Genomic DNA, 12,418 nt, shown 5'->3' with positions numbered 1-12,418 from the left:
TTAAATAGCTAGAACGTTACACCACTTACCAAAATGATATTAGCATATGGTGTCATTTCACCCGTCCTAACAAAAGCTTTAGCATTTGATAAATCCGCTTTCATTTTGTCGTGTGGTATAAATTTAATCGGTACGTCAATTATTTCTTTAATAGCCGCTAATTGTTGGGGATTTTCTGTCTTGATTTCTTCAGCCAAATAAACCTCTTGAAGTTGCAACTCACTTAAAATATTTTTTACAACATCAACCAAACTAGGTAGTCCATTTGTAACAGCTAGATCAATTTTTTCAGTTCCCACTGGTACTGGCATACCTGCATCGCCAACACCTAATGTATCGTAATGTCCCATTTGTGCGATTACTCTTGATAAATTCGAATTAATAACTGTTGTTTTCTTCATTACTCTACCTCCTGATAATCAATAACGCTCGCGCGCTCAACCAATTTGGTCGCCATTTTAATTGTTTGCGGTTTTGCATCGGGTGTTTTTAAACGATTCAACAATAGACCGGTTGCGACTCGTCCCAATTCAATAATTGGTTGTTCAATTGTGGTTAACTGCGGCTGAACATACTGACACCATTCAATATTATCGTAACCAATTACGGAAATATCTTCTGGCACCCGTTTGCCACGTTCTTGCAAGCCACGGTACAAACCAATTGCCATTTCATCATTAATTGCAAAAACAGCACTGACCCCACTCTCAATTACCTCTGCAGCTGCTTCATAGCCACCTTTTTTAGTTAATTCATGTTCAATTAGCCAATCTGAATCAACCGTAATACCCGCATTAATCATTGCTTTTTGATAACCTTTTAATCGTTTGTCAATATTATTTGAATGTTGCCGTGGTAGAATCACCGCTACTTTTCGATGATGATGATCTAATAAGTATTGTGTTGCCTTTTGACCACCCTCAAAATCACCAGCAATTATTCGATCACCGTTATCTGAAGCGGATTGATCCATTAATAGATACGGCACTTTATTTTGATCCAAATACTGATGAATAATATCTAATCCAACATTGGGTGCCGCAATTATAAAGCCATCAACGGTTCGGCGGACAAGTTCTTGCAAATAATTTGTACTCTGCGTATCCTGCGTCCCAACATTATAAATCAATGGAATAAAGCCAGCACGTGATGCTACTTCCTCTATTCCTTGGCTAAATTGACTAAAGAACGGATTCGTAATATCAGGTACTAATACACCTAGCGTTTTAGTTGCCTTGATAGTCATCCCTTGTGCAAAATAGTCAGGTACATATCCCAGTGATTCTTGCGCAGTACGGACATGACTGATAGTTTCTTTGCTAAAACGATCACCTTTATGATTTAAAATCAAAGAAACCGTCGTTACAGAAACTTCCGCCAATCTTGCAACATCCTTGATTGTTGCCCTTTTTGGCATATCATCACCTTCAATTAAGAATTTAGTAAACCGGTTTACTTAATGGAGATAATACTAACATTAAAATGTATGCGCTGTCAATGCTGTTATATAAGCATTTAGCCTTTCAATAACTATTGTCTAATAAAAAAATAGACTAAACATTGATTTAGTCTACCTTTGATTAATCTTAAAAAAACACTATCTTCTTTTAATTTATTTTTTCTTTGCTTGTCCATAACCTCGTTTAGATTTATAACCTGCATCTAAAATTTGACACATTTCAGCATAATGTCGCTGCTGTGTTTCTTCAGCTTTAGCGCCGTAAACATAACGTGCCCATTCACGTTGATAGCCCGGTGTCAGTGCGTCGAAAAAATTTTTTGTGGCTGGTTTATCTTCTAATCGAGCACTCAAACGGGGGATTTCAATTTCATATTCTGATAATGGTTTTTGTGGCATAGTGCATAACTCCCTTATTTTAACCGCATGACATCTCTGGCAATCATCAACTCTTCATTAGTTGGCACAATTAGGACCTTAACGCGTGATTGATCACTGCTGATAATGCGCTCTTGGCTGCGGACATTATTTTTATCTTCATCTAATACTACACCAAAGCAAGCGAGTTGTTCACAAATGGCGGCCCGTAATTCACTGCCGTTCTCACCACTGCCGGCAGTAAAGACCAGCGTATCTACGCCATTCATTAAAGCCACGTAAGAACCAACATACTTCACAACCCGATTGACAAAAATATCAAGCGCCAATTGAGATTGTGGCCGTGATTCAGCGGTTTCTTCTAAATCACGCATATCAGGCGACAATTCAGAAAGTCCTAATAAACCTGACTTATGGTTCAAAATGGTGATCATCTCTGGCATTGTTTTACCTAATTTTTCAGCTAAAAAGGCTACCAACGAGACATCAATATCACCAGATCGCGTGCCCATCGTAATGCCGGCCAGCGGTGTGAAGCCCATTGATGTATCGACTGCATACCCGTCTTGAATCGCGGTAATTGATGCCCCACTGCCAAGGTGCAACGTGATCATTTTTTGCGTTTCAAGCGGTTGTTCTAAAATTTCGGCTGCTCGGTGGGCAACGAAACGATGACTTGTCCCGTGTGCACCATATTTTCGCGCACCGTATTTTTCATAATAAACTTGGGGAATGCTATATAAATAATTTTCAGCCGGTAATGTGCTATAAAATGACGTATCAAAAACAGCCACTTCTGGAACCCCCGGTAATAAGGTTGTAAATATTTTAATATAATAAGCTTGGGTTGGATTATGTAACGGCGCATATTCCGCCAAGCGATTAATTTCGTCAAGCCCGACCGGATTGATCACTGTAGAATCCTTAAACACTTCACCACCAGCGACGACCCGATGGCCGACCCCTGTGATTTCATCAAGGTGGGCCACAATCTTTAATTCTTTTAGCTGCGTTAGTAATAACAGACCAGCTTCTTCATGGGTTGCAATATCTCGCACGCTTTTATATTTTTTTTGATCGCCATATTTAACAGTGAAGACCGAATCTGGTAAGCCTAACCGATCAATCATCCCTTTGGCAATCACTCGTTCAACAGGCATTTCAAATAACTGCCACTTTAAGGTTGAACTACCTGCATTTATCGCCAGAATTTTTTCCATACTATCGTCTCCCACTTTCTATAATCCACGCTCACCTTGATTGTAAGCAATTTCATGATAAGAAACAAGTTTGATTATAAAGCATGGGGGATTACGCTCAATAAAAAAAGGCCCGCTATAAGCGTTCCCTCCCAGATTACTACTATTCGATACTTGCTTCGTTCATTTGTTTAACTTTATTTAAGAATGAACGACCCATCTTATTATCTTGATACTCACTCGGTTCGATGATGTTTAAGTAGAATTGATCAATAAACTCAATCAAACCTTCTACCTTATCCCGACCCATTTGTGATTCAATTTCACGATACTTTTCAACGTAACGGCTCACCAAGCGATCCAAAACATCTTGGCCTTGCTTGGTGAGACTTAAAAATTTAACCCGTTGATCCGATTGCAAATGTTCTTCAACAACGTAGCCATTTTCTTTTAATAACCGACATTGACGCGAAATAGCTGATCGACTAACGCTCATCGTCTTCGCTAATTTGCTCCCTGTTAAGTTTTCGTTGGTTGAAATTTCATACATAATCAAAAATTGATCAAAAGAAACTTTGTAATTCAAACTCTCTCCACTCACAAAATCACTTAAATTACTAACAATCCACCGATAAATCAATGAAAGATGCGTAATTACTTCCCAGTCATCGGAATACTTATTTGTTGTCATCGTTTTTCCCCTTTTTAAACTATCTAATTTATTGTGCATAGTAACAATTAACGGATTCAATTTAATTAACTAACAATATATTAGCACATTTTAAATAAAAACAAACCAGTTTGCTCCATTAATTAAATGCGGTTAAATTTAATATTTAGCAATTCAATTGTTGCCTTACTACTATCTAAATCAATGCTGCCAAATTCAAAAAAAGCCGCTAAGGATTGCTCAACACGATCCTTAACAGCTCTTTTTTTGAACGCAATCCCTTGTTAAAGATTACGATCCATATTAAAAGTTAATTTTGATAAATTAATGCCGGCCATCACAAGTTCACCAATCATTGCGTTGGCTTCATTTGCCATTTGTTTAACGATTGCATGATTTTGCGTCGTTAAATATTCGGTCAATGCCGAACCTTGATAATGCTGTGCTTTTGTCTGAATAGTATCAATCGTACTCCGGAGTTCTTGGCGACAACGATTTAAGTAATCAATATTGCCTTGAATGTGTTGGCTGTAATGACCTTCAACCAATACCGAAATCGTCCGATATAGCCAGTAAGCACTCTTTAAATCCCACTTCGTTGGGGTTTCACTGAAGCTCGGATCAGTATCATTAGCATTCGTAAAAAACGGAATAAACGGCGTGTACGTCGGCATTCCCATGGTAATCCACATAATTGCTGCTTGTTCTTTGGGCACGTCATTCCGTAATTGTAAAATATGCGCATTTTGCGTCCGATTCAAACCAATTGGCCGGTAACGGTACTTGTCTTCATCAACCCCATGCCCCATCGGATCAAATTTCGTTTCATTATAATGTGACCCTAATAAAAATTCGATGTCTTCCACGCTGATTTTATGTTCAATCCGGCGAATGAATGGTAATTCAGCCGATTCAGGTGACATATCAAAGTCAGCATCAAATAAATGATGCGCGTACCAAACTCGTGGTGTGTTATAATGTCGGTCTTTTTCGTTCATCGTGCCAAAAATATGGCGGAAATTCCAACCCGTTTTGTCCGGGTTTAAATGATGCGTTTCAACGTAATCTTGAATTCCTTCTGCCCACATAAAATGATCGGGATCATTGAAATCAACTTGTTGGATTGCGACTTGGTTAGCGGCAACTGCATAAGCATCATCTGGAATCCGTTGAGCAAGCCACAAATGACCGGTCACAATTTCCATATACCATACTTCGTTATGATCACTAAAAAGCACACTATTGCCAGCTGGCGAGCCATATTGTTTAATCAAATTACCGAGATAGCTGACCCCTTCGCGCGCCGAATTAATATAGGGGGCAACCATCGCCTGCATGCAATCTTCATCCAAGCCATCCTTGACCAGTGGATCATAAGCAAGGGCTTTTTCGTTCCCATATGTACTTTCCGTACAACTCATTGCCACGTTCACTTCATTGATACTACTTTCATCATAGTAACCATTATGCTTGTAATCAACATTCGGAACGGCTGGCCAACGATAGCCATTTTCTGGTAATTCTGCTTCAAAACCGTTTAACCAAGATTTGATTTTAGCCCCCTTACGATTCTTGACGGCTGGATTGATGTGAAACCGTTGGGGTGTTAAAGGTAAGAAAGTATCGTCGTTGCGCGCAATCATTGTTGAACCGTCCAATGATGCGTTTTTACCAACTAAAATTGATGTACATGCTGATTCCATAAGTTGCACTCCCTCTGATGATCGCCTTAGTCGAACTCATCGATCATATTTGATTAAAATTTTCTCATAATTAATATCCATAGTGTACGCTTATCTTTTCTGAATGTATAGTCTCATTTACCAGTTATTCCTTTAGTACCCACATTTATCACTACTTTTATTTAACTACTAATTGTATTACAACCCTTGATTCTAAGATTATCACAAAACTACCATGTTAGCGCTCCTAATTTCATGATATATTATAGAGTGTATATCTAACAACAAGGTGGTCTCCTAATGAAAAAAATACCGTTTGCTCTTTTGCTGGCCATGACCAGCTGTTCTATGGTGCTAGCTGGCTGTCAGAACAAAACAACAGTCCCACCGGCAGCAATTAAAACCGAACATAAAATCGATCAATACGTTCAAAAGGTTAACCAACTCTATCGTGACAGTGCCCATCAAAAGCCAGCCCAATTAACAGCTACTAAGCAGCAACAAATTATCACAACGGCCACTAGACTTGAGCAACAAATTAAGCCCAACCTTTATATGAGTGGGATTACTGGTGATGCCAAAACAGATTATCATGCTGCTCAAAAAGATCTCGCTAAAATAACTGGCAACTCATCAACAACGAGTGAATCAGACAAGCCAACTACTCAAAAGCAACCCAAAAGCAAAATTAAAACAAGTGCTTTCTTCGATAAGAATGGGATTGTTAAAGCGAATGCCCAACTTGGTAAGGCATCCGACTACACTGGTCATCCCAAACAATTAGCTGACTATCAAGAGGCCCAGAATCAATTAGCGGCCATGACAGCTGTTGGTAACTTATTTACAGATGATAATTTTAATAATATCCCGGCTACCTTATCTGCTAACGACTTTCCTTACGCTCGGTCTTTAGTCAACAAAGCAACCCATTCTGGTTTTAAAACAAAATATTTGGCCTACATTCAAAATGCTGAAAATCAATTCAACACCTATTCAGCTAACACCCAAGCATCGACAAGTCAAGGTGATGTGTCATCCAATTCTCAAACGATAACCGACACAGAAACAACTACTGAAACCAATTCAACAACGAATAATGTCTCAACCGACACCGATCAGACCTCAACTAATGCCTTATCGTAATTCTTAATTTTCTCGCCTAAAGTACGCTATCTGTTTGATTTGCGTACTTTTTTGACGTTCGCATCCATTTAGTCTTTTACGCGCTGATATCTTAAGAAACATGTAACAGCGCGCTAACTATTATGTAACATGTTTGTTACTTTCAAGTGCTATGCTAATCAACGTACTAAATTAATTCAAAATTTAAATAACTTAAAAAAATTTCTTGAAGGAGCACACTATACACATGAAAAAGCAAAAAATGACTTACTTATCTTCTGGGATTGTTGGCCTTGCTGGCTTAGTATTAATGGGTCTACAAACAAACGACGCCCAGGCAGCCACAAGCGGAACAGTTAATTATACTGATGGGGCCACAACCGTTTGGACTAGCCCTGAAGTCGGTCAAAAACCGACTCATTACTTGGCAACTAACCAACACGTTACAATCCAAGCAACTAAACAAGTTTATGGCCAAACTTGGTACAAACTTGGTAATGACGAATGGGTTTCAAGCCAATTCATCACAGCCGGTGATACAACTGCTCAACCAGCTACAACAACCCCGGCTGTTAAAAACACAGTAACAGCTAACTTCCAATCAGGTGCAACAACGGTTTGGTCTGACACAACTGCTACTCAACCAACTGGCGAATATTTAACCTATGGCACAACTAAAAATGTCATTAATCAAAAAGATTTAAACGGCACCACTTGGTACCAATTAGAAAGCAAAGGCTGGGTCCCTGCTAGCTACGTTGTTTTAAACAACCCTAACTTGACAGGTGTCACACCAATTACAAACGCACCGGCAGTAACACCAGTTGCTGCAACAACGACTACGACTGAAGTGCAAGCACCTGCTGCACCTCAAGCAACCACTCCGGCTCCTGCCACAAAAACCCCAGCGCCAGCTACAACAACTGAATCAACAACGCCGGCTGCTGCAACAAGCACGCCAGCCGCAACAACACACCCTGCTCAAACACAAACAACAACTCAAAGCAATCAAGCTACTGCTCCTGTTCAACAAGCACCACAAGCTAATACTAATACACCGGCACGTGGTAATGCCCAAACTGTTATCAACGCTGCTTTGTCACAAATCGGTACCCCTTATGTATGGGGTGGCACAACACCAGGTCAAGGCCTTGACTGTTCTGGTTTAGTTCAATATGCATACGCACAAGCTGGTATTTCATTGGGGCGTGTCACAACTGCTCAAGAAGGCGCTGGTCAACGTGTCTCACTTAATAACTTACAACCTGGCGATATCCTCTTCTGGGGTGGCGCTGGCGCTTCATATCACGACGCAATCTACATCGGTGGTGGCCAATACGTCCACGCACCACAACCTGGCGAATCAGTTAAGACAGCAAGTATCTCAAGCTACTTCATGCCTTCATTCGCAGTCCGCGTCCTTTAGTCTAGAATACGACTATGACATAAGTCACAAAAAAGCGGTAGTTGAACGAATCTTACGATTCATTCAACTACCGCTTTTTGTATTATGATTTAAATAGATCAATTAACCACATATCAGCTAAAGAAACACTGTTTGTTATATCAATCCCGCATTGTATGTTTAGAAGCTAGCGGCCCTTGTTCGAACAATTACTGGTGCCTAAATTGCTGACGATATTGAAGCAATCATTAATTAGGGCTTAGAGATTTTAGTTACCTATTTACGACAGAAACAAATGATTAGCAATGTGCAGTAATCCTTTTTATTTTAGATTTATATCACGGTCTCTTTTTATCATAAGAAATACATCTTCAGACCAAATTTATATGTTTAGTAGCAAACTGAATAAATTCGGGATTATGTGTGACCATTACAACCGCATGTTGATCCTCCATACTCCAATCTTTTAACAATTTGACTAGACTAATTGCATTTACTTTATCCAAATTTCCAGTTGGCTCGTCAGCAAATATGATTTCATTTCTTTTAACCATTGTCCGTAACAATGCTATTCGCTGCTGTTCCCCTCCACTAAGAGTACTAACTTGCTGTTTGAGTGATACGCCTTTCAAATCAACACTTATCAAAAGGTTATTTATCTCTTCATCGCTTAACTTTTTATTAAATTTTGCCCCTATCAAGATATTCTTTTTAATGGTTTGATTTTCCAGAAGTAAATTATCCTGAAAAATAAAGCCGATTTTATTTCGCCAAATATTTTGCATATGTTTACCGATTAAAGCATCATCTAAATATATCTCACCGGAATCTCTCCTAGTTAACCCACTAATTACATTCAGTAATGTTGTTTTACCAGTTCCGCTTTTACCCGTTATGATGACGAAATCGTTGCTGTTGACTGTCAACGAAAAGTTATCAATTATAGTTTTCTTTTCAATTACTTTTACAACGTTATTAACCTGAAGTTTTACCATAATTGATTCCTCCTAAATATCTGATTAAATAATGAACTATACATGACTATGCTTACAACAATGAGGACTAATGCAAAAGCATAATTGGTAATACTATAATTAATCAGTTGATAAAATACCGAGATCGCTAATATTACTAATAGTGGCCAAAAAATAGTATCGAACAAAAGACCGATTCTTGAATAGCCCAAAACCCATTTAACAATGAACTGCTTTTTGTTGAGCTCAAAGAATAATATAATAATTTCTTTGATTAGTAAACAATCTATTAATAATAATAAGAAGAAATGTAATGTTTGAGCTAGCAAGGTAGACCGTTGTTTTGCTAAGTATCTTGAAAAATCTTTGTACACTGAGACAGACATATTTAAGGTATTGCTGAGACCTACTTTCTTAATAGTTGGTTTCAGTAGGTTAAAGACGTCTTGGGCTTCACTATTTTTCTCAAAGAAAAGTCCACCATCGATGGTGAGCATATTCCCGAAAGTTTGCAAATCCACCAAGTTTTTATTAAATACAACTGCGATAGGATCCACCAAGTTATTCCCAGTAGCTGGATCACCTAGATTTATATTGTAAGTGAAATACTTTTGATTATTGAACGTATGAATAATTTTAAACTTTGGCATTTTACTGTAACCAATTTTTTCAATTGCATTAGCACTGTAATTCTTAATGATCTCTGTATCAGATCTTTGATATTTATCGGGGACTAGAATGTAGACAATGCTCCTATCAACCGAACGTTGAAAAAAATTTGAATCATGAATTTTTATGTTTTGTCGTTTTAGATAGTTCTTATCAACAATTATTGAATTACCAAAGGGCTCAGTATTGTAGTCCCGTACGGTCTCATTCGGCATAATCTGTTGACCAATATAAATAGGTTCTTTTGTATCCGGATCACGATCAATCATCGTAAAGTTATTGGCAATAATGATAAAAGTTGATAGCTGACTGGTAATCATTTTATAGTAAGACTTAGCTTTTTCAGAATAATTTTTCTCTTCGAACTTATTATCTCTATTAATTTGATTTGTAATGTTTGTTTTATATACATCTTGGGTTTCTTGCCACTGTCGAGATGTTTAACTGTCTAAACTAATCTGATTTAATGTTAACGCAATGGGGTTAATTGTCTGAAATGAGAACCAGATACTGATACCGAAAATGACTAATAAAAATGCAACGAACAGCTGTCGATAACGCACTGATAGTAGGTTTCTTAATCTACAAAAATGATAACAAAAAATCAAAAAGATAGTCTGGATGGTTAAAATTAAAATACCAACAATAATAATTCCAAGCACAAGTAATACATAAGATTTAACATCCAGTAAATAGCCTAAAAAGATACTGAAAAAAATGCCCAACACGGCTCCAACAAAAAAGCTTATGATAAAATCTATATTTTCTCTCATGGTGTAAATCCAAGTTTGTAAAATGCCATATCCTAACGTTTTTTGTATGCGTATCATCTTTTTGTTAGCTTGTAAGTATAAAAACATCAACAAAATTAATATCATTACGATGAATATAGATAATGTAATCATCGTTGAATTAAGGGTAAATGCGCTAGTTTTAACAAGATTAACAGCGTGTAGCGTCATATTTTTACTGAGTGCAGTTGCAATTTTTCTCGAGTCACCACGTACATAAAATGTAGTACCCAATCCAATATTCTTTACTTCTTTAAAGTCGTAAACAGAAACTTTTAATTGCCCACCACTACTTTTTTTATAAGTTTTCGGCCTATTTGTATAAATATTTAATGTATCTTCACTTGTATAGGTATATTGCGAAATCGTTAGATTATGTTTGCCTAATTTTTCGACTTCTTTAATAAAATCCTCATAATCAAACTTATTTGAATCATATGTCGCGTTTAATTGATTTGTATCTTCATACAGATATTCTTGTGTTAACTTCTCACTCATTAACCCGGCAAGAATTAATGTTACAAAAAATATCAACAACGTTGCAAAAATATTTTTTGCCCATCTCATGAATGCACCCTCTCTCAACATAAAAAAGCTGCTAGACTAATATTGGTCTAGCAGCATAGTAACTTTTATCCGATTAATAAACAGCCCAATATGTCTTGTTACCCGTTAATGTCGAATTTACAGATGAGTAAGCCCAGATACCGGCTTTTTGTGTGTTTCTTACACCAGCACCCCATCCATTTTTAGCTGTTGCACTATGTTTTTTACTACCATGATAATATTGTGAATATACTTTTGTTCCACTGAATCCCGAATACCATGTGCCGCCACCCTTACTTATACAGGACATAATAGGTGTTTGGCCTTGTGTTAATTCCATTTGACCACTTGCAATAGGAATATCTGCACTAGCTGCTTGTGCAGATGCCATACCGATAGTTGGTAACAAGAGTACAACGCTTTTAACGCAATCTAATATCTTTATTTAAACCCCTTGCGAATGATCCATTGGTATAGATGATATATATGAACTTTATCAATTAAATCCGGGCTTCTAATACATCGACAGCGGTCACTTGCTTAAACTTAGTTTTCTATGAAAAGAACCACCTTAATCGCCGGTGAAAACATTCATCACCCCCACGTTCCCCAGGGACTGTTTAGATAAGTATTCGGATAGAACGATTTTCTTTAATTCGAAAGAAATTTAGCCATAAAAGGGCTCCAAGTCAGTTAGATTTTTGTCTAACTTTCTTAGGGCCCTTCATTTTGGCTCAGTAGCGGGGATTCACTTTAAATTTCGCCCTTTAATTAACTTTCGATTTTCCTTTTGATAGGCAGCCTTCATCTTATCCGCCATTTTCCCTTTAATAAATACCTCTACTTGATCTAGGCCACCTTTTAGTTCAGACACAATCACTTCTGCATTTTCATTTGCCTGTTGTTTGGCCTGTTTCTTTTTGCGCTTAACTTTCGCTAGAACGGTATGACCTAAATCACTTGAAATACTATGCTTTTCAAGTTGCTTCATTTGTTCAATTCTTTGTTCTTCTAATGCTTTGACTCTTCGGTCTAAGTCCGCTTTGCGACTTTCTTCTAGGAAATCTACCATATTATTTCTCCAATAATTTTTCTGATAAAACATTTTGAGTCTTACGATAATCCGCTTCGTAGTCCATTAAACAGTCATCAATTGCGATTCGTGTTTGTTTGACGGTATTCTCAATCGCGTCTTTTGCACTCTCCAACTCGCTTCTGAATGCTTGATTATCTGAATAATCCTCGTCAATCTGTTTAATGGCATAGTCATGTCGCTGATACAGATTCTCTAAATCATTATCAGACCGTCTACGCTCAACATCAACTGTTTCAAAAAGTTCTTCTACAACCTGTCGCGTATGGCGGTATTCACTATCAATGGTTTCTTGCTGCCTTAAGATTCGTCTCTTATCAGTCTCATCCATGATTGAACATCTCCGCTAATTCATTGTCAGTCGCCATCATATAATCAACGGCAGTTTTAGTCTGTTGGGCTAACGCTAGATATTCATTGCCAATATCCC

General features: G+C 37.7%; 14 protein-coding genes. 2 read left to right on the top strand and 12 right to left on the bottom strand.

The features are described from left to right. Positions 1–8: 8 nt before the first annotated feature. From rbsD to FC90_RS03800, 6 genes are all read right to left on the bottom strand, one after another. Complete coding sequence (gene rbsD, locus FC90_RS03825) at positions 9–401, bottom strand: D-ribose pyranase (protein ID WP_057907985.1); 393 nt, start codon at positions 399–401, stop codon at positions 9–11. Continuing rightward, the gene (gene rbsR, locus FC90_RS03820; protein ID WP_057907984.1) at positions 401–1,417 is read right to left on the bottom strand and encodes a ribose utilization transcriptional repressor RbsR; all 1,017 of its coding nucleotides are present in this window, start codon (positions 1,415–1,417) and stop codon (positions 401–403) included. The genes rbsD and rbsR overlap by 1 nt, the downstream gene beginning before the upstream one ends. Before the next feature lie 195 nt (positions 1,418–1,612). Then, positions 1,613–1,858 (bottom strand): YdeI/OmpD-associated family protein, encoded by a 246-nt coding sequence (locus tag FC90_RS03815; RefSeq protein WP_057907983.1) that lies wholly within the window; start codon positions 1,856–1,858, stop codon positions 1,613–1,615. A gap of 14 nt (positions 1,859–1,872) precedes the next feature. Then, positions 1,873–3,057, bottom strand: coding sequence for an acetate/propionate family kinase (locus tag FC90_RS03810; protein ID WP_057907982.1), 1,185 nt, complete (start codon positions 3,055–3,057; stop codon positions 1,873–1,875). A 142-nt stretch (positions 3,058–3,199) separates the two neighbouring features. Continuing rightward, positions 3,200–3,727, bottom strand: a complete 528-nt coding sequence (locus tag FC90_RS03805; RefSeq protein WP_057907981.1) for a MarR family winged helix-turn-helix transcriptional regulator — start codon at positions 3,725–3,727, stop codon at positions 3,200–3,202. Between the two features lie 263 nt (positions 3,728–3,990). After that, on the bottom strand, positions 3,991–5,409 hold the full coding sequence (locus FC90_RS03800) for a C69 family dipeptidase (RefSeq protein ID WP_057907980.1): 1,419 nt from the start codon (positions 5,407–5,409) through the stop codon (positions 3,991–3,993). A 279-nt stretch (positions 5,410–5,688) separates the two neighbouring features. On the opposite strand from FC90_RS03800, the gene FC90_RS03795 reads away from it, so the two are divergent. Together FC90_RS03795 and FC90_RS03790 are read left to right on the top strand one after the other, a co-directional pair. Beyond that, positions 5,689–6,531 carry a toxin Cry1Ac domain D-VI-related protein gene (locus FC90_RS03795; protein WP_057907979.1) on the top strand — a complete coding sequence of 281 codons (843 nt, stop codon included), beginning with the start codon at positions 5,689–5,691 and terminating at the stop codon, positions 6,529–6,531. Between the two features lie 226 nt (positions 6,532–6,757). Continuing rightward, the gene (locus tag FC90_RS03790) at positions 6,758–7,936 is read left to right on the top strand and encodes a C40 family peptidase (RefSeq protein ID WP_057907978.1); all 1,179 of its coding nucleotides are present in this window, start codon (positions 6,758–6,760) and stop codon (positions 7,934–7,936) included. Positions 7,937–8,286: 350 nt separating this feature from the next. On the opposite strand, the gene FC90_RS03785 is transcribed toward FC90_RS03790, so the two are convergent. The 6 genes from FC90_RS03785 to FC90_RS03760 form a co-directional block, all read right to left on the bottom strand. Then, a complete protein-coding gene (locus FC90_RS03785) occupies positions 8,287–8,910 on the bottom strand; it encodes an ATP-binding cassette domain-containing protein (protein WP_057907977.1) in 624 nt (207 codons plus the stop codon). Next, on the bottom strand, positions 8,904–9,878 hold the full coding sequence (locus FC90_RS03780) for a hypothetical protein (RefSeq protein WP_057907976.1): 975 nt from the start codon (positions 9,876–9,878) through the stop codon (positions 8,904–8,906). Before FC90_RS03780 ends, FC90_RS03785 begins: the two co-directional genes overlap by 7 nt. 120 nt (positions 9,879–9,998) lie before the next feature. Then, on the bottom strand, positions 9,999–10,916 hold the full coding sequence (locus FC90_RS03775) for a hypothetical protein (RefSeq protein WP_057907975.1): 918 nt from the start codon (positions 10,914–10,916) through the stop codon (positions 9,999–10,001). A gap of 73 nt (positions 10,917–10,989) precedes the next feature. Next, positions 10,990–11,304, bottom strand: coding sequence for a lactococcin 972 family bacteriocin (locus FC90_RS03770; RefSeq protein WP_057907974.1), 315 nt, complete (start codon positions 11,302–11,304; stop codon positions 10,990–10,992). Between the two features lie 339 nt (positions 11,305–11,643). Further along, complete coding sequence (locus FC90_RS03765; RefSeq protein WP_057907973.1) at positions 11,644–11,967, bottom strand: hypothetical protein; 324 nt, start codon at positions 11,965–11,967, stop codon at positions 11,644–11,646. Between the two features lies 1 nt (position 11,968). After that, on the bottom strand, positions 11,969–12,319 hold the full coding sequence (locus FC90_RS03760) for a hypothetical protein (RefSeq protein ID WP_057907972.1): 351 nt from the start codon (positions 12,317–12,319) through the stop codon (positions 11,969–11,971). Between the last annotated feature and the right edge of the window lie 99 nt (positions 12,320–12,418).

The organism is Latilactobacillus graminis DSM 20719, assembly GCF_001436415.1.
Taxonomy (GTDB): Bacteria; Bacillota; Bacilli; order Lactobacillales; family Lactobacillaceae; genus Latilactobacillus; species Latilactobacillus graminis.
This window is presented reverse-complemented; position numbering and strand designations above follow the sequence as displayed.